The organism is Bacteroides cellulosilyticus (genome assembly GCF_020091405.1).
Lineage (GTDB): Bacteria > Bacteroidota > Bacteroidia > Bacteroidales > Bacteroidaceae > Bacteroides.
In genome coordinates this window covers 852894-873500 of the sequence record NZ_CP081903.1, presented here as the reverse complement: position 1 = coordinate 873500, position 20607 = coordinate 852894, and the positions used below count along the sequence as shown (strand labels likewise).

11 protein-coding genes are annotated in these 20607 nt (G+C 40.1%); 5 read left to right on the top strand and 6 right to left on the bottom strand.

The window, feature by feature from the left end:
- On the bottom strand, positions 1-1167 hold the full coding sequence (locus K6V21_RS03095; protein ID WP_224320821.1) for an exo-beta-N-acetylmuramidase NamZ domain-containing protein: 1167 nt from the start codon (positions 1165-1167) through the stop codon (positions 1-3).
- A 178-nt stretch (positions 1168-1345) separates the two neighbouring features.
- On the opposite strand from K6V21_RS03095, the gene K6V21_RS03090 reads away from it, so the two are divergent.
- Entirely contained in the window at positions 1346-2452 is a 1107-nt protein-coding gene (locus tag K6V21_RS03090; protein WP_007216998.1) for a family 10 glycosylhydrolase, read from the top strand.
- A gap of 83 nt (positions 2453-2535) precedes the next feature.
- On the opposite strand, the gene K6V21_RS03085 is transcribed toward K6V21_RS03090, so the two are convergent.
- From K6V21_RS03085 to K6V21_RS03070, 4 genes are all read right to left on the bottom strand, one after another.
- Entirely contained in the window at positions 2536-3579 is a 1044-nt protein-coding gene (locus K6V21_RS03085) for a hypothetical protein (protein WP_224320820.1), read from the bottom strand.
- Between the two features lie 80 nt (positions 3580-3659).
- Positions 3660-5312 carry a SusD/RagB family nutrient-binding outer membrane lipoprotein gene (locus K6V21_RS03080; RefSeq protein WP_224320819.1) on the bottom strand — a complete coding sequence of 551 codons (1653 nt, stop codon included), beginning with the start codon at positions 5310-5312 and terminating at the stop codon, positions 3660-3662.
- A gap of 13 nt (positions 5313-5325) precedes the next feature.
- Positions 5326-8475 (bottom strand): SusC/RagA family TonB-linked outer membrane protein, encoded by a 3150-nt coding sequence (locus K6V21_RS03075; protein ID WP_224320818.1) that lies wholly within the window; start codon positions 8473-8475, stop codon positions 5326-5328.
- A 682-nt stretch (positions 8476-9157) separates the two neighbouring features.
- The gene (locus tag K6V21_RS03070) at positions 9158-10006 is read right to left on the bottom strand and encodes a hypothetical protein (RefSeq protein ID WP_007217012.1); all 849 of its coding nucleotides are present in this window, start codon (positions 10004-10006) and stop codon (positions 9158-9160) included.
- A gap of 796 nt (positions 10007-10802) precedes the next feature.
- On the opposite strand from K6V21_RS03070, the gene K6V21_RS03065 reads away from it, so the two are divergent.
- The 4 genes from K6V21_RS03065 (at position 10803) to K6V21_RS03050 (ending at position 19162) form a co-directional block, all read left to right on the top strand.
- Positions 10803-14282 (top strand): SusC/RagA family TonB-linked outer membrane protein, encoded by a 3480-nt coding sequence (locus K6V21_RS03065; RefSeq protein WP_007217011.1) that lies wholly within the window; start codon positions 10803-10805, stop codon positions 14280-14282.
- Between the two features lie 12 nt (positions 14283-14294).
- The gene (locus K6V21_RS03060) at positions 14295-16157 is read left to right on the top strand and encodes a RagB/SusD family nutrient uptake outer membrane protein (protein WP_217712497.1); all 1863 of its coding nucleotides are present in this window, start codon (positions 14295-14297) and stop codon (positions 16155-16157) included.
- 52 nt (positions 16158-16209) lie between these two features.
- The gene (locus K6V21_RS03055; RefSeq protein ID WP_224320817.1) at positions 16210-17622 is read left to right on the top strand and encodes a DUF4623 domain-containing protein; all 1413 of its coding nucleotides are present in this window, start codon (positions 16210-16212) and stop codon (positions 17620-17622) included.
- A 97-nt stretch (positions 17623-17719) separates the two neighbouring features.
- Entirely contained in the window at positions 17720-19162 is a 1443-nt protein-coding gene (locus K6V21_RS03050) for a glycoside hydrolase family 10 protein (RefSeq protein ID WP_224320816.1), read from the top strand.
- Positions 19163-19263: 101 nt separating this feature from the next.
- Here the strand turns inward: K6V21_RS03050 and K6V21_RS03045 are convergent, their stop codons facing one another.
- Positions 19264-20580, bottom strand: coding sequence for an ATP-binding protein (locus K6V21_RS03045; RefSeq protein WP_007217007.1), 1317 nt, complete (start codon positions 20578-20580; stop codon positions 19264-19266).
- Positions 20581-20607 lie beyond the last annotated feature (27 nt).

The window sequence follows — 20607 nt, the reverse complement described above, 5'->3', positions numbered from 1 at the left end:
TTATTCTTCGTAAAGCAGATATGGTTTACGTTGCACCTTGAATTTCTTAACGTCATCTTTCCACATAGCTTTAATTTCATCGGCACTTTTTCCTTCTTTTATCATTTTCCGTACATAATCCCTTCCTACCAGCAATTCAAAGAATGGACGGAAGAAATGATCATCCAGATTCAGATTACGATATGCATCGATGACATAAGATAAATCTACACCTCGTTTCCAGATTTCTTCATTACTCATATTGCTTAGGTCTACTCCATGGCACAGTTTATTCAGCTGCGGCGGATTCTTAGCTCCGGGAATACTTCTTGGGGTGAAACTGTAGCTATATCCGGTCATATTTGGATGCCCATAAACCTGAAATGGGAGTGAAGTTCCTCTACCCAAGCTGACGGGAGTTGCCTCAAAAAAGCATGTAGCCGGATACAGATATATCGACTTCATGTTCGGTAAGTTAGGAGATGGGGGAATTGGCAGCTGATATTTAGTCTGATGTGTATAATTCTTGCATTTGATCACTGCTAGATCACATTTGCGTGAACCAGGCAACCAATCTTCTCCATTAATCATTAATGCAAGTTCCCCTAATGTCATTCCGTGTACAATAGGAATCGGCAACCATCCCACACCTGATTTATATTTCATATCCAGAATCGGTCCATCTACATAATGCCCATTCGGATTAGGACGGTCTAATAACAAAACTTTCTTGTTATATTCCGCACAGACATCCATTAGCCGGCACATCGTTATGTAATAGGTGTAAAAACGTAATCCTACGTCCTGTATATCTACTATCAGAATATCAAATTTCTGCATTGAAGCCCTACTTGGCTTTTTATCCTTCCCTTCATAAAGAGACAGAATTGGCACCCCTGTTTTAGAGTCTACTGAACTGGATACGTGCTCGCCTGCATCTGCATTTCCACGGAATCCGTGTTCCGGTGAGAAAATGGCAACTACATTGAACTTGTTTTCTAAAAGGACATCCAATAGATGTTTATCCCCTATCATTCCTGTATGATTAGAGAAAATGGCAATCCGTTTATCCTTTAGGATGGGAAAATACTCGGAAGTTTGTTCGTCACCCAAAATAACCCGGTCTGTTTGTGCCTGACACCAGAAGGTACTACACAATAAAAAGATCAGTAGCAGAAGTTTCTTCATAATAGTATTATTGTTAAGGGGGATATTCGTAGCAACAAAGATAGATTTTATTTTAATATCAAAAACACTTATTTTATTATTTTTAGCATTATAATTAATAATTTGCAAATAATCAGATATTCACCTTATTTATATAGAAGATATATTATCTTTGCTGTGAACCAAAAAAATCATCATCATGAAATTTACTTATTTATGTGCAGCATTTGCGTGCATTTTCAGTTTGGCTGTTCAGCCGTTATCAGCCGGTAAAAAAAAGAAAGTTCAAAACCAGGAACAAAAGGTTGCTTTGGGAGTCTGGGACGATGTGGATAAAAGTGCCACGGTGGAGTCTCTGATTCTCTGGATGAAGCCTTTCGATGAGGCCGGTATCAAGAATTATTATATGTGTGGCTCACCGGAAGAAGTGGCGCGTTATATTGAGGCTGCCAAGTCCTATCAGGGTGCAAAAGTGCATGCGTGGATGTTTACTGTGAATGCTCCCGGGGATTCTGCGGCGTTGGCGCATCCCGAATGGTTTGATGTAAACCGGATAGGTTATAACAGTCATGAATATGACCCTTATGTAAAGCATTATAAATGGCTGAGTCCTTCTGTGCCTGAGGCTCGACGGTATATGAAAGATAAAGCGGCTTCTTATGCAGCTTTGGAAGGACTGACTTCTGTGCATCTGGATTTTATTCGTTATAATGATGCTGTACTGGGACGACGCCTACAACAATACAAGTTTAAGATTCAGCAAGATACCTATCGCGCTGAATATGATTTTGGCTATCATCCGGTAGCAATAGAAAAGTTTAAGAAACTGTTCGGTTACTCTCCGTTAGATTTGCAGGCTCCGTGGATGAGTCCGGAATGGTTGCAGTTTCGTTTGAATGAGGTCACTTCTTTGGTGAATGAGATTGTAGAAGCGACCCATTCTGAAGGTAAATTGGTTTCGGCGGCTGTTTTTCCTTATCCCACTCGTGCCCGCATGACAGTTTATCAGGACTGGCCTACCTGGAAAATAGATATTGTATGCCCGATGAATTATCAGTCGTTTTATTCGGAAAGCCTTGAATGGATACCGTTTAGCATAGAAAACGGTTTGCGCGAAACTTTCCATAAGAATAAGTATGTATCCGGTTTATTTGTTCCTGATATTACGGCTGAAGAGCTATATACAGCTGCAAAACTATCTATCGAAGCAGGAGCAGACGGCGTGAATTTCTTTAATGCACGTTCTTTGCTGAAGGATGGAAAGTTGCAAGTGGTCAGCAGGATTAATCAGGAATATAACTTGTAATTACCATTGGAACTGATTCATCACTGACAATTTGTATAGTACGGGGTCCTGTAGTAAGGCTTTCAAGGAATATAGTCTGCCTTCTACCAGGACCCTGAATCTTGCCGATACATGTCATAAACCTTTCTACCCATGAACTGATATCCCATTCCCTCGTATTTCGTGCCGGAGAATACTGACTGGATATAGCCATTTCGCTCTACCAGTATTGTATGGTAAATCTTTTGCTCCGGATTCTTTCGGGAATAAAACTGAATCCGATGGTTGTCTGCCGTGAAATAAATAATACTATCATTTTCGGTTTTATTCCATGACAGACGTTTCATTTTCTTTTTCAAATATCGTTGCATTAAATAGGTTCTGTGCCAGGTCCCTCCTGTTTTTGAGACAAATGGCTTTCCATCCAGCAGAGCATTAGCATCATCATAACAAGCTACAAATAAGCGATTGTCGGGAGAAGCTTCCAGCCATTTTTGTAATTTATCTCCGTAACGTTCATTATCCCAGTTATAATTGCTGTCAATGAAAGAGATTCTTTTCACATAATCCGGAATTTCAGAAACTGCATCCATAAAACCGAAAATGAAGTTTCCTCCTCCACTGTGGCTGTTCAGTTCGATATGTGGATTATACTTGGAAAAAAGAGAAAGAATATACTCTACTGTTTCTTTGATCTTTTGATCCCGTGTAGGTTCAGCTTTTCTCCAACTTCCCCAACTTTTGGTGTCTGCTTCCAGGTAAACCGTAATAAAGTTACATTCCGGATCAGTAGCTCTGATATACCGTGTTTGAGCTCCTATGTGTTGTATATGATAATGCCAGTCATCACCTTCTGCCGGCATTTTCCCGATGGTCCAGTCTGTACTGTTGCCATTCGGTAGTGCATATAGTACAAGTTTTGTGGGTTTATCCTTTCCGAATTTAGTTTCTGCGGGAGCATTTATATGAACTTTGATTCCTGGAGTATGGATAAAGCTGATAACTTGTTCCTCAAAATGAGGACTGGTTACAAATCCGGGTAATTTGATTGCTTTACCGGATATTTTCGATGAAAGATTCATCTGTTCTTGTGCCCGATTGGACAGAGAAAGACAACATATAAGAATTAAGAGAAGAATATTTTTCATATTGTTTCAGATGAGAGGTTATATGTATAACGAAATGCGTAGCTGAATTACTCAACTACGCATTTCGTAAGAATCAGTTTTTAGTTAACATCCCACCATAGGTTATTTTGTATGCTGTTGCTTCCACCCATGCGCTTTTCGGCTTCTTTCACGTTAGCTTCGTTAACGGTATATTCCGAAGAAGGATAATAGATACGCTTGATATAAGCGTTTGGAGTATTATTAGCCTGATCAGAAGGATTCATGTTGAAGACACTTGAACTTACGCTTGCGAATGGCATAAGCGTAGGTTTGTGGAACTGGCGATGATCTGCCCAAGTTTCAAAAGAACATTCCTGGAACTGAGCAATGTATTTCTGGGTAAGAATCTTATCCATAGGTGTATTGTTAGTTCCTGTAACGTCGTCATACTTGGCTGTGGTTCCATAATAGTTTGGAGAAGTTGAAGCCAGATAATTTGCGATTTTGTTTTCCGGAACTCCCAGTTCTGTCATACTTGAGCGTACGCCGGCTTCATATTCTGTTTTGGCATCTCCACTTGCAAGACCAAGTTCGATGGCAATAGCTTTCAGGAAGCACAGTTCGCTGTACTTGAACAAAGGGTACTTTCTGTCAATGGTTTCATAATACCAGGGACCGATTTTTGAGAAGTCGCTAACAAACTGTCCATTGTCCATTGCAGCACCTACACCCGAAGCTACGTGTCCCGGATCTGTGCCGTCCCAATTGCCGTTCATGCTTGGAGTTGCAGGGCTTTCGATGATACCTGCGGGTTCAAAGTGGATCGGAGCGCGAGGATCGACAACAGCAGGAGCATTCTTGGCAGTAAGAATAACTTCGGTGATATTCTTATTGGCTTCGCGGTCGGCTGCGGTAGGCCATGCTTGTCCACCGATACCTTCTACAAGACGTTTGTAAGCCGTTGACATATGCAACACCGAAGAACCTTTATGATAATAAATAGGGTTCTGGGCAAATTTATCTTCTCCTTGCGTCAGGAAGGCGGCATCAGCGTCACTGCTGAATACACCTGCTGAAATGGCAGCTGCGGCTTCTGTTTTAGCCTTGGCGGCATCTACGTCGGAGATACGGACAGCCATGCGCAGGCGGATAGAGTTGGCGAATTTCTTCCATTTGGTGGCGTCACCACCATAAATAAGGTCATAAGAACCGACATTCTTGGCAGCCGACTCATCCAGTTTACTTACGGCATCTTTCAATTCTTCGAATATGGTATAATATATGTCCTTCTGAGTGTCATACTTAGGCTGATCAATGTCGTTGGCAGCTTCAGAGTAAGGTACATCTCCCATACAATTCGTTAAACGCAACATAGCATACGCTTTCCAGATACGTGCCATCTGAACGACGTTATTGTGAACAGGGTTGCTCTCATTGGCCCGGATTAATGAATTGGCATTGGTAAGCACGGTGTAAGTCAACTCCCAAATGTTGTCCACATAGCGTGCGTCTATGTTATAGTCGGAAGCCGAGAGTCCGTCGTTAGCCGAATATTCACAGAAAGTACTGATCATCAGCTGGTCTATCTGTTGCCACTGATTGGCATACGGAATACCACGTCCCTGTATGAATATCAGTTGGAACTTAGGATCTACTGAACCCGGTGTCGGGTTGTTGGGATCGGTATTCATATCGTCAAAATCGCCTACACAGCCCGCGAAGGCCATTGAAAGACCAATAATGCTTATAATGGATTTAAATAACTTATTCATTTTATCTTCATTTTTAGAATGTAACATTAAGATTGAAACCAAATGAACGGGTAGACGGTAGAGCAGCGGTTTCTACACCCTGTCCGTTGCCAGTAGAGTATGTACATTCAGGGTCGAATCCCGGAAGGTTATTGTACAGGAAGCATACGTTGTTGGCTACAGCACTGACTTTAATACCACTGATGATTGTCTTGTTGAACCATTTGTCCGGCAATATCCAGGAGAAATTAAGTTCGCGAAGGCGTACGTTGGTAGCATCATAAACGTAGTTTCCAATGTTGCCATAGAACTGTCCCCAATAAGCGGTAGGATTCAGTTCAACGGTATTGGGAGCTCCTGTGTTTACATTAACACCCTGAGAAATCAATCCCTTACCGGTTGAATAGAATTCTTCGCGTCCGGCAACAGTTTCTTTGGTCTGGCCATTAGATTGCAGACGCATCATAGATTGCAGATATACATCGCCACCATAGCGGACATCAATCAGGAATCCGAAAGAGAAATTTTTCCATCTTAATGAAGAACCGATGCCTGCTGTCCAATCCGGGTTCATATTACCGGAAACACGGAGGGTAGGATCTACTATGTATTTGCCGTCATCACCCACAAGGCGGTTTCCTTTTTCGTCATATTTGAAACCATTCGTGTAAATCTGTCCGTAAGGTTCACCTGTTTTAGCCATGACATAACAGTTTTGTCCCATCGGGCGAGCTAATGTAATGGATTCCACTCCTTCGTAAAGTTCTACGACTTCAGAAGAATTTTTGGCGAAGTTAACCCAAAGATTCCAGTTCCAGTCGCGTGTGCGAACCGGCGTGGCATTCATCTGAAGTTCCCATCCCCAGTTGTCCACACGTCCTGCATTGATATATTTGGCGCTATATCCCGAAGTGATGGATGAAGGCATGGATATGATCTGGTTATATGCACGTTTGTTGTAGTATGTAACGTCGAATCCTAAACGGTTATCGAAGAAGCGGATATCAGCACCGAACTCGGTAGATTTGATAATCTCCGGTTTAAGGTTAGAGTTTGCTTTCGTAGAAGGTTCTGCTACGCCCATCTGACCACCTGCCATGTTAGAAACTGTAGATAATACAGACAACAGCTGATATGGATCGGTGTCATTTCCTGCTTCAGCATAAGATGCGCGTACTTTAGCGAAAGAAAGCCAGCTGGGAACATCTACTTTGAACTTGGTCAACATATCCGTCACTACCCAACCCAGAGAGAATGAGGGATAGAAGAATGAGCGGTTATCCTTCGGTAATGTGGAAGACCAGTCATTACGTACAGTTATATCGAGGAACAGGTAGTTATCCCATGACAATTGTCCCAGTGCATAGAGGGATTGAACTTCTTTTTCTGATTTGGAAGTCGAAGTAGTCTTGGACTGACCATTCTGAATGGTATACAGTTCAGGAATGTTCAAACCTTCGGCTGTGGCATAGAAACTATTGTACTGGCGGTTCATCAGGTTACCACCAACAGAAAGCATTCCGGAGATTTTGGAGTCTGCAATCTTATCCTTTTGTGCTGTAACCAGGAAATCTGCATTGTATTCAGCCATATTGTATTGACCGGTTGAGAAACGACCATCCTTATAACCTGCACTTGAAATCAAGTCATGGCGTATCCACTTTTCGGTCTTCTTGCCATAAGTGTCACCACCGAAGCGAACCATAGCTTTCAGCCAGCTGCTAACCTCGTATGTCAATGAAGCGAAACCATTGATACGATTGGTTACGTCCTTGTTACCGCTGAGAGAAGTCAGTGCATACGGGTTATTTACCACCGTAAGCATACTGGGATACCAGTCGATAATCTTTCCGTCTTTATCAAAAACATCTTTCATCTCGTGCAGGTTGATGCTGCGCGGAGTATAAATAAGAGCGAATATCGGGTTGAAACCTGAAGCAGAGAATTCAGGACGTCCCTGACCTTTCTGATAAGTATAGTTCAATTTAGCATCGAGAGTCAGGTTCTTGATGATTTCGCCGCCTGCGCGAATAGAAAAGTTTGTTTTGTTTAACTCATTCTTCGGGATAACACCCTTACGCATCGTGTTTGACATACCTACACGATAGTTCATCTTACCGGCGGAACTTGTGATGTCAAGAGAATTGGTCCACGATGTACCGGTGTCCATGAAGTCGGAAAAATCGTTGTTTTTCGCTTCCAAAGGACGGGTCTGTCCTGTCCAGTCTGTAACAACCGTACCCATTTTGGGACCCCAGGAGTTACGTGAGGTAGCCACAAATGCTCCATCTGTACCCTGACCGTATTCATTCTGGAATTCCGGTTGGATCATTACATTTTCAAAAGTAAAGTTGCTATTGTATGACACTTTGGTTCTGCCACCCTGTCCTTGTTTGGTTGTAACCAGAATCACACCGTTACCACCGCGTGAACCGTAAAGAGCTGTAGCCGAAGGACCCTTCAGTACAGAAATTGATTCAACGTCATCAGGATTCAGCATAGATAGTCCGTCACCGGTATCCGAATAACCTGCACCCCAAGAGTTTGTATTTACGTCGTCAACGCCTTGAGAGTTGTCGAACGGCACTCCATCCACTACTACCAACGGCATATTATTACCGGATATAGAGTTGTTACCACGGATGACGATACGGTTTGAACCACCGGGAATAGAAGTTGAAGAAATATTCATACCGGCAATCTTACCATTCAGTGATGTGGCAATGTTTGCAGTCCGGTTTTCAATAAGAGCGTCTCCTTTTACGTCTTGCACTGAATAGCCGAGCGCCTTCTTTTCACGCTTCATACCTAAAGCCGTCACCACTACCTCGTCCAGAGCATAGTCTGTTCCGCTTAACTGTATTTTGTACGTAGCATTATTTGTAACAGGAATTTCCTGCGCGTCGAATCCAATGAAAGATACTACTAAGGTTTTTCCATTTGATGGAATATCCAGAGAGAACTTGCCGTCGATATCTGTTGCTGTACCGATGCCTGTTCCTTTTACAAGTACAGTTGCTCCGATAATCGGTTCACCCTGAGTGTCTGTCACTACTCCGGAAATCCTTCTTGAGTTCTGTGTACTAGACGAAGTGGTATTTTGTGCACTTACACTCATTCCAGGGATGTAACCGCCGCACATAAGCATCAGGCCGGTTACTGATAGAATTAAAAGTTTTTGCATTAACATAGATTTAATAAACAATAATGGTTAATAGTCCAGAATTATATCATTATATATGATTGGCCTACTTTGAGTATTTGTAACTTGACTTGAATTTGAAGTCGTTATTCTTTCATACTCAAAGAATTACCAGAGGCTGTTGGGCAGCTGTACATTACCAATATCTACGAACAGTACACTTATAGTTACTACTGAGAGGAGTTTGCAGTTTGCGAATCCTTTTCCTTTGCGATCTTCATTCATAAAAAGTTGATGATTTTGTTGTTAACTAAAATAGTCTTCTCTGAAAGAGTAAGAATGGGCAATTGAGAATAGCTTTGAGGCTATTTCTGCTGTCAGATGAGTTCTTGTTCCATAGGCTCTTTTTTTATTTTTAGGTTTAACTTATATTTTATCTCTCTTATTTTAATTACATGTTAGCTAAGTTCCAAGAGAACTTGGTAAATATATTGTCGGCTAAAAATTAAAATACACTAAATACTGTTGCTATTTAGTCGGTTATTTTAAGAGATAAACTCGTTATTAACAAAGGTGATGAAACGCTATTTCTTCGTTTCTTCTTAGCAAAGATATATTATAATTTAATATCAAGAACATTCCTTTGCATTTATTTAACTTTATATTTATAAATTTGCTCTTCGAGAAGATTTGCACCTTCTTCGATATGTTTTATATACATATATTAAGGTTCTTCAATATTTAATGAGTGGAAGTCAATCAGTCCATTCATGGGAGTTTCTTCAATCACGTCCAATTCAATGCCAAAGTCACCGGCGACTTCTCTTAGAATCGGGGCATAACTATAGGCTAACGAACCTACAAAGCGGATTGGATAGCTCTTATAGTCATATTGGCATACATTCCTTGTGAAGAAGTTGCGCAAATTAGTGATTATTAGTTCGTATACATAATCATCACTCGTATAATCCGCCAGGAAATAAGAAATAGTGGATAGAAAGCGATTAGGAAACGGGCGATTATAAACAGACTCCATTACTTCATTGGGGCTAATACGGAACTTCTCAAAGAAATCAGCCATCACTTCTTTGGGAGCTAAACCTTTCAGCACATCTGAGAGAAAATGCTTGCCTAGTACAGCGCCACTACCTTCATCGCCCAATATGTACCCACCTGCTCTGACATTTTTTACAATAATCTTTCCGTTGTAAAAGCAAGAATTAGATCCGGTGCCTAAGATACAGGCAATTCCTGCTTCACATTTAAACAGACCACGGGCAGCTGCAAGTAAATCACTCTCTACTTGGATCGGGGTTTTGAACTGTGCTACTAATGAGGCACCCAATACATTCTTTTTCTCATAAGAAGTACACCCGGCTCCATAATAATATACTTGTTCCAGCTTTCTTTTGAAAAAAGTTTCGGGTAAACCTAAACGCACACTCCGGCTGATCTCTCTTCTGGTTTGGAAGAAAGGATTAAGTCCCTCTGTAAAAACACGTTGTATCAGGTGATTGTCTTCAACCAAAGCCCATTCAGTTCTTGTCGAACCACTCTCTGCAATCAGTTTCATACGCAGTTAGATTTAGAATTGGATACAAATATATAGTTTTTTTTAATATACCAAGACAAAAACTTCCAAAACTTCACTTTATCGTTTTGTTTTCATGCTTTGCATTACTCACTAAAAAGAATATCTGAGGAATGCATGGTTGAAGTGTAAAAAACAGGTGAGCTACTGTATATCTCCTCAAATATATATGGAAGAATTGTAACCCGTTTTCTTGTGGATAAAGCATCTCTTTTGTAGGGCTACACCTTTTGCTATAAAGGGTGTAGCCATCACGTCCAAAGGGTGTAGCCATCCGAAGTAAAGGGTGTAGCTATCCGAAACTGCCCTTACAGTTACTCCCTGAAGGGGGAAATCACTCTATTCCTGAAAGTCTATTCCTAATAAGGAGTCAACTTTTATAAATTGGAACAAACCACTTCTTTATCATTCTGACCATATCCGAGACGTACCTGAGCCGTAGTTGCTCCGTACGTTCTTCACTCAGAGGTACTTCTAACCGAAGAAAGTACGGCTTTGGTACGGAGCAAGTCCATCTCGGGTACGCTTCTAATAAGCACTGAGGAAATCAAATTTATGGAGAAAGGGCCTTTCTAATATGTATTTACCAAGTTCTCTTGGAACGGTAAATGAAAACAAATAGAGATACTATATAAGTCAAACCTATAAATAAGAAAAAACGCCTATGGAACAGAAACTTACCTAACAGAAGAAATAGCCTTAGCTATTCCTAACTGACTATCCTTACCCTAAATTTTGAGAAAACTATTTTGATTAACAACAAAATCATCAATCTTTTATGAATGAAGATCGCAAAAAACGAGGATTAACGCATAGTAAACTCCTCATGGCAGTAGCTATTAGTACGCTGTTTTTAAACAGTGGAAATGTATTAGCTACTCAAGTTACCTCCGACAGCCCTTTGGAAGTGACAGAGCAACTACAAACTCAAACGATTAACGGCTTGGTTGTAGATGCCAACGGTGAACCGGTTATTGGAGCCAGTATTATAGAGAAAGGAACTACAAATGGCGGTATTACGGATATTAATGGTAAATTTACGCTGACTGTAAAACCGGGAGCTATTTTAAAGATTTCGTACATAGGCTACCAGACTCAGGAAGTGAAAGCTGCCCGGACTATGAAAATTATTCTGAAAGAGGATAGTGAATTACTGCAAGAAGTAGTAGTGGTAGGTTACGGTACGCAAAAGAAAGCTAACTTGACAGGAGCGGTAGCAACAGTTGATGTAAATAAGACATTAGACAGTCGTCCTATCGCCGATATTGGTCGTGGATTACAGGGTGCGGTAGCGGGAGTTAATATCACAATTCCAACTGGTGAAGTAGGATCAGACCCTTTGATTAAAATTCGTGGCCAAGTTGGTTCTATTTCAGGAAACAATACCCCACTCATCTTATTGGACAATGTGGAGATTCCAAGTATTCAGATGGTGAATCCTAATGATGTTCAATCCATTTCTGTTTTGAAAGATGCTGCTTCATCTTCTATTTACGGTTCAAAAGCTGCATTTGGCGTAATCCTAATAACCACAAAATCAGGAGCACAAAGCGATAAATTTGAAGTAAGCTACTCGAACAACTTCTCTTGGCAAGACCCTGCTAAGAAAATCGAGATTGGCGGTATAGAAGCCTTACAATATACACTGGATGCGCAAACAAACAGAAGAGAACCAATGCCGGCCGGTGGTTTCTGGCGTATTAGTCCTGAAAGTTTAGAAAAGGCTATTGAATGGCAAAACCTATACGGTGGAAAAGTAAAATGGAATGATCCGGTAGTATATGGCCGCGACTGGTTCTATGACGGAAAAGATAAATACGGATACAGACTTTATGACGGTGCTAAGGCCATGATTAAAAATTGGACACCGACAATGACCCATAACCTGTCTGTTAATGGCAAGAGTGGTAAGACCAGCTACAATATCGGATTAGGCTATCTGGATCAGAGCGGTATGTCGAAAACGGCTAAGAAAGATGACTTTAAACGATACAATGCCTCAGTTAGTGTTACTTCAGAAATCAATAAGTATATTACTGTAAGAGCAAGCTCAATCTATTCAGATCGTAACAAACGCTATCCGGGAATTGGAAATACAACTGCCGACCCATGGTTATATCTTTATCGTTGGAGTCCGCTAATGCCTATGGGAGTGACTGAAAATGGTAATCCTTTGAAGGAACCCACGTATGAAATGGCAGCTGCAAATACAGATAACCTACAAAATAAATACTACAATATTAATTTAGGTTTTACATTGAATTTAACCAAGAATTGGGATGTTAAGTTTGACTATACGTATGACAGGCAAACTACTGAAACTAATTCATCCGTCATGCAATATGAAGCAGGAGAAATGTGGTATGCTCCCACTGCTTGGATAGAGAATGGCAGTCAGGTGTATGTTAACGAACAAGGAGAAAGAGTAGATTCCGACGGCATGCCGGCATATCGTTTTCCTGTGAACAAATATTATAACAGCTCCGGCCCAAGTGCCAGCCAGGTAGGCAATAACAGCAAATCTATTGACAACAATACTTTTAATATTTATACTACTTACAACTTGTTGCTGGGTCCGGAAAAGCAACATGCTTTCAAGGTTATGGCAGGTATGAACAGGGTTACTAATAAATGGAGTTCATATAAAGGGTGGAAAACAAATCTAATTGACTTGACAAATCCACAATTTCCATTGGCATCCGGAGATCAGTTTATTGAAGGAAACCGCAACTGGGAAGCACAGTTAGGCTTTTTCGGTCGTCTCAATTATTCTTTTGAAGACAGATATTTCATTGAAGCTAATATACGCCGGGATGGTTCATCTAAGTTCCCCGAGCATCTGCGTTGGAAGTGGTTCCCCTCTTTCTCTGCCGGTTGGGTATTTACCAATGAGAAATTTATGGCACCTATTAATAATATCTTAAGTTTCGGTAAATTCAGAGCTTCGTGGGGTAGTATTGGTGACCAATCCGTTTCAAACACTCTGTATAAGTCCATATTGTCAGATGGTCAATCATCATGGTTGGATGGAAGTGGAAATAAAATACCTATGTTCGGTACTCCCTCATTGGTCGACAGCGATATCAGCTGGCAGCAAATCGAGACACTGGACTTTGGTATTGATCTCAGATTCTTTAATAACAAGTTCGGAGTGACTTTCGACTGGTTCCAACGTGATACGAAGAACATGATTATTCCTGGTGAAAGTCTACCGGTAACTCTTGGTGCGGCTGCTCCCAGTGGCAATTATGGTAGCCTGAGAACTAAAGGTTGGGAATTGTCAGCTGACTTCAACCATCGTTTTGCCAACGGATTGGGTATTAATATAACGGCATCTATATCAGACGCTTCTACTTTCATTACAAAAGGCGCGGACTATCTAACTCCGTGGGAAGATCGTAGTTTGGGAACTACCTACTCAACCGGAAGACGTTATGGTGATATTTATGGTTTTGTAACCGACAGGTTATTCCAAAAAGAAGACTTTGTATATGGAGCAGACGGCCAGATTGAAAAGATTATCGTCATTTATAACGGAACAGCTCGTACCACCTATAAGCAGTCTTCAGAGTATCCGGTTTATCAGGTGCATTATGAAGATGGAAATAAGCTAATATTCTCTCCTGGTGATACCAAATTTGTAGATCTTGACGGTGATGGTTACATCACTCCGGGAACCAGTACAAATGGCAATCCGGGTGACCAAACTGTTATTGGCAATACTACTCCTCGTTATGAATACAGTTTCAGATTGGGTGCTGATTATAAAGGATTTGACTTTTCTATCTACTTTCAGGGTATTGGAAAACGCAAGATCTGGGGTAGCGGTCAGTTAGCAATTCCAGGGTATAATGCTAAAGAAGGTGCACTGCCTAAAACTTTTACAACAGATTATTGGACAGAAGAACGCACCAACGCATTCTATCCCCGAGCATGGGACTTAGGTGGCAGCGACACCGGATTTGCCATGCAGAAACAATCCCGTTATTTACTGGATATGTCTTATTTAAGAATCAAGAATATTACATTGGGATACACCGTCCCGACAAATATCTTATCAAAGATATACATCAGCAAAGCAAGAGTCTATATGTCATTGGAGAACTTTTTTACATTTGACAACCTGAGAGGATTACCTATTGATCCGGAAGCCATATCAGGATATTCTATGTTCTCCACGAACTATAACCTAGGGCGTACAGGTACCGGTACACCGGTATTCAAAAGCATGTCATGTGGTGTTCAATTAACCTTCTAAAATAGAACTATTATGAAATTAAAAATATTTATAATTTTGGCCGGTTTCGTTTTATTGTTTACGAACTGTAATGATGTGCTCGACCGCCCGTCATTGACAACGGCTGAGGATGATGCATATTGGACCAACGAAGATAGAGTACGTCTGTATGCTAATGCTTTTTATACAAACTTCTTTGTGGGGTATGGCTTAAAGTATACAACGACTTATGCTCCTAACGCCAATTATACGTTTAATGACGATGCAGTAAGGATGTCCACTCAAACACAATTCGGTCGTACGGTTCCTACATCTAAAGGAAGTACAAGTCTGGACATGATGTGGCAAAGTGAATTTACAGGTCCTACATGGAACTTTGCTTGGGTTAGAAAAGCAAATGTAATGATTGACCGCATCACTAATCTAATGCCGGAAATACTGACAAACGAACAATACAACCATTGGACGGGCGTCGGACGTTTCTTCAGAGCATTGGAATATGCTCGTCTGGCAAATGTTTTCGGCGATGTTCCTTATTACGACACAGAAGTGCAGAACACGGATAAGGATGGTTTATACAAAGATCGTACTCCGAGAAACGAAGTTATGGATGCAGTTTATAATGATTTTGAGTATGCATTACAGAATGTTCGTTTAAATGATGGAGGTCAGTATGTTAATCGTTATGTTGTAGCTGCCATGGTTTCAAGATGGGCTTTATTTGAGGCAAGCTGGCAGAAATATTATTACAAGAATAATGAACGGGCTAAAAAGTTCTTCGACCAAGCTGTTGCTGCTGCAGAAATGGTTATGAATAGTGGTAAATATGGTATTGTTGAAGATTTCCGCAAATTATTCGGTTCCACAGACTTAACTAACAGTAAGGATTGTATCTTATATCGAAAATATGATGCAGGTCAAAACGTTACGCATTCCATCGCATCGACTTGTAATATGAATGACCCTACTGATGTTGGTCCGAACCTGGATTTGATTAAGGCATTCATCTGCACAGATGGTAAAGATTGGCAGACTTCCTCTTTGGAAAATGTAGATGATTTCACTCTCAGCAATCTGATTAAAACAAGAGATTCTCGTTTTGAAGCCAGCTTCTATACCAAACCCACTCCAAGAGCCAAGAGTAGCTATTTATATGTAACGAAATTTATTCCACGGAGTGGACTGAGCTATATTGAAAGCGGGGGTTCTCCGGCTGCAGAATTCCAAAGTGAGAAAAACGTGACCGGTTATCCGGTGCTACGCTATGCCGAAGTCCTGTTAAACTGGATTGAAGCAAAAGCTGAACTTGCAACATTGGGGGGTACAGAGGTTTCTCAATCTGATATAGATATATCTATCAATCAGATTCGCAAAAGACCAGTGGCAGAAGAAGCCAAAGCTTTAGGAGTAACTATGACAGCTGAAATGAAGCTGGATGCGCTCCCCCAAGATCCTCATAGAGATCCTACCGTACCGGCACTACTTTGGGAAATCAGACGGGAAAGAAGAATGGAATTTGCTTTTGAGTTCTCACGTATCATTGACCTGAGACGTTGGAAGAAATTGGAATATATGGATACCGATAAGAATGAAGATTTACTGATTGGTACTTGGGTTAATTTCAACGATGAGGTAAAAAGCGAGTTGAAGGATGAGAATAAAGGAAAACTCAGAGTAATGGCCAAAGACGGAAGCTTTACGACATACGATGGAACTAATGCCGCCAAGATGAATGGTTTCTTCTATCCTACACAGAATCAGGGTAGACTGCCGTTCCTGAATGTTCCTAATGTTAATCCGTATCTTTCTCCTATTGGTACGAATCAAATTTCGGACTATAAGAATAAGGGATATACTTTGACTCAAACTGAAGGTTGGCCAACCGGCATCAATTGACAACATGGGTCAATGAAATCATGGAAATTATTTTAAACTAAAACATGAGATTATGCATAAATTAATAAGAAATATAGGATTTTTTGCTGTATTGCTGGGGCTTGGTCTGGTATCCTGTGATGAGGATTATCCGAAAAGCCATATAGCGCCTTATGATACCGAACTTCTTTCCATTAAAATAACCAATGCAGGTGCAGATGGCAATACGGTTGTAGAAGGGACCATTGATGAAGACAACAAGATTATCAATTTTCCTCGTTTGGATATGACAACAAATTTCTCTGCTCTGAATTTAGATGCAAAACTTTCTGAAGGGGCAACTCTTCAAAACTCTGTATTAGATTTCTCTATGGATGAAGAAACAGCTTCTAAGACTTTGGTTCTTCGGATAGTAAATCAAAAGAGGTATAAAGAATATTTTATAAGGGTAAGGAAAAGAATTCCAGTATTCGGAGCTGATTTTGAAAAACCTACTGTATATGACTTCTCCGGAGATAATATTTATCCTGATTATGGAAGCCAGTTAACAAGATGCGCTTCTTATGATGGTGAACACGTATTGATTGTCAGTAGAAAAACTGCTCCTCATCTTCTTAAAGTGTCTGACCTGAAGAAAGGGGAAACTAAACCGATGATGTTGGACCTGACAGGTGTAACAGGTGGTACTTTCTCTTATAATATGGGAGCATTGGCAAATGGACATGTATATATTGCATCTCTATCAGGTTCTCAAGCATCACCATTGAAGATTTATTATTGGGATACACCAACTTCTAAACCAGAAGTTATTGCCGATATCAAAGTGTCGGATATTCCTGGAGCTGGTAACAGACATGGAGATAATATATCAGTCAACATTGATAAAAATGGTAATGGATTTATCTTCTTTGGAGATAATGCGTCTACTAAATTTTTGAGACTAACCGTAAGCAATCATAAGTCAATAAGCGAACCGAAAGTTCTGACTTCAAGTGCCGATGCTACTATGGTTACCAATGTATATAGGATAGAAGATACAGACCAGTATGTATGGGCAGGTGTAAGATTACCTGTTACATTGGTTGATGAATCTCTTGGAAGCAAATATGCAATGAACAAATCGAACTTAGAAACAGAAGCGGTTGCTCCCAGAATATTTACTTTTAATGAGGAACGTTACCTGATAGTTTGCAGCGCCGGACAAGGAAGTGCATCCAAAGCAACTCCTTCTTTAGTTGTTTACAATCTGACTAAGGGAAGTACAGTAGCTGAAGCAATGCAGAAGTTTGATGAAGGAGATAATCATAATCCTGATTATAAATTCATCTTGGGTGGAAGCGGCAACGGAGCTGCTCTTGCACAAACTGATTATCGTATAGAGAAAGATGAAAATGGAAAAGATGCTAAGCTCTGCATTTTCGGCTCGCGTACAGATTCAGGATTTGTAATCTGTGAATTCCCTATCAAACAGGAGGAAGAAGATTAATGATTGTCTTCGTTTTTTAATCAAATAAATTATAGTATTAACATAGGAGCCGTCTAATGAGTGAAAATTAGACGGCTTCATTATTCTGAATTTAAGAATGAAATATTTGAAATATCTAACCTTGATTATTTTCATCGTATTTGTCGCATCTTGTAGTAAAGAGAATGACGATGATATTATACCACCACCAGAAGAAAATACGCCTTCAATCTTACCTAAGAAGGAGTTGCGGGGAGTGTGGGTAACTACTGCCTGGGGTATCGACTGGCCGATGGAAGAGTACAATGCTGGTGCTCAAAAGCAGAAGTATATCAATTATCTGGATTTATTGGTTGAGAATAAAATGAATGCGATATTCTTCCAGATTCGGGGAATGGCAGATGCATTTTATGATTCGCAATACGAGTCTTGGAGTAAGTATATTACAGGAACTGCCGGGACAAAACCATCTTATGATGTCTTGGGATTTCTGGTTGAAGAAGCCCATAAACGAAATATCCAATTCCATGCTTGGCTAAATCCTTATCGTATTTCTACCCGAGCAAATAAAAATTCCTCATTCCCTCAGTTGGATCCTAAAATACCGGCAAAGCTGACTAAGGATTATGAGAAAATTCGGATTTACAATCCGGCTTTACCCGAAGTGCAGACTCGTATCACACAGATCGTTAAGGAGATCATTACTAAGTATGATGTCGATGGTATCCATATGGATGATTATTTTTATCCATCGCTAGAAACATCAGAAAAGATGAATGATGATGCAGAATACGACCAATATGGAAAGAGCCAATTTAATAACATTGATGATTTCAGACGAAACAATGTGAATGTAGTGATACAGAATATTCAAAAGACTATTATTGAGACTCGCCCTGACGTTATCTTTTCAATCAGTCCTGCTGCCAATATGGATAGTAATTATAATACTCTATTTGCAGATGTAAAAAAGTGGTCAAAAGAAGGTTGGATAGATGTCATTATTCCGCAACTATATTTTGCTACGGGTACAGATGTGAATAGTTTTAATCAAAGATTAGATTTGTGGTCGCAATATATTTACGAGAATCATTTTTTAGTAGGCTATGGCATTTATAAATTCGGAGATCCAGCATACGGCAGTATATTCCAGTCATCTGATGATCTGAAAAAACAATTCGATTTTGCAAATACAAAATCTAAAGTTAAAGGAAGTGTATTGTACAGCGCTAAATATATGGTAGAGAACAAAGTCGGGATTATGAACGTAATCAGGAATGTATATAAAACTCCTGTTTTACTTCCCTATTTAGGTAGATCTGTGACAGAAAAGCCCAATACTCCTACCAATATCCAAATAAATGGGAGTAATATATCATGGAATGGAGTGCAGGATGCTTATTACGCAATATATAAAGACAATGGAATCAACCAAATTGCCAGTTTAGTGGGAATCACTAAAGAAACTACATTTAAGTTGAATGAAAGAGGAACTTATTTTGTTACAGCACTTAATAAGAAAAATGCAGAAAGTGATTTATCGGAATCAGTGACTTATTAAAATATGCTCATCCACAAAATGTTGAGTAAAAAAATATATAGGAGAAAGAGTAGGAGAAACAAAAGTAGTTTTCTCCTACTCGATTATTAATTTCAATAATATTACTTCGTCATATCTTCCAATGAGAATCCTTTTTGACTCAAATTGTATTTTGTAAATTCTTTAGGCAGACGAGCCACTTTTTCAGCTAAGAGTGTATAACTTATTTTATTCGGATTACGCTTTACCTCAGCAACAACACCCCTCTTCTCGAAATCATTCAGTGCAATCAGGTCAATCTCATTTTCTCCTTTAGTATCCCAATAATTACCCACTTGAGTGACATTCATAGTTTCTGCAACTCTTTCCCGGAAATACTTTTCCAACATCCATCCACTATATTGTACGTAATGGCTTTTGATATATTCGTTTAGCTGGCCGTACTTTTCCAGTTCGATGGCGGACTGATGAGGGTAAATAAAGCGGAACCAGAAATTAAGAAAGTTATCGGACATAAACCAGCGAAGATTTCTGGTTCCCGGTTTAGCTAAAAGAGGAAGCTGCCTCTGAATGAGTGAATAATCTTCGCTGAGGTTTTTCAAATAAGGACCGCTATTCTTTCCAATGATACTGTCTATTTCACTTTGGCGTGTACACCCAGAGGCAACCAGTTGTAAAATAGAAAAATAAGTACTGTAGTCGCGTCCAAATTCTTGAATCAGCATATCCTTACCTTCTGTCAGAAGCGGAGAATCCGATTGCGTCACAAAATCTATCATTGAATCCTTGGTGAAAGCACCGGCATCTATTAGCAAGCTTACGTATTTAGCCACTCCACCGGTCAATGTGTATAGGCATAACAAGTCTTCCGGCGTAAATGCGGGGTTGTACTCCTGCATAATTTCAATAAGCACGGAAGTTTTAAATGGCTTCAATATAAACTTAGAAGTTAAACGCCCGAACAATGGCTCTTTACGGTCTTCAAAGATGTGCTTCATTAAAGAATAAATAGAGCCACAGACTATAAAGTTAATTTTAGCCTGAGGGGAATATTTGTCCCAAAGGTTTTGTATATCGCTGAAAATGGATGGATTGACACGCTCGAAATCTTGAAACTCATCAATGACAAGAGTGAAGTGTTCTCTGGCAGCATGTTGCATCAGCAATTCGAACAGTTCAATAAAACGGGTTGGAGTGCCATAAATAGGAACTGACAATTTATTCGTTATTTCTTTTTTAAAGGTATCACATAGCAAAGCTTCATTGGTGCGCGAGACAAACAAATAAATGTACCGTTTCCCTTCAAGAGCTTTACGCAACAAGGTGGTCTTTCCTACACGTCGACGGCCCATAATGACTGTAAAGCAGGCAGATGAAAGCGACTTTTCTTCTGTCCGCCGGATTAATCTTATCTCTTCTTCTCGATTGTAGAATCTCATAATCTATATTATAACATTGCCGATTAA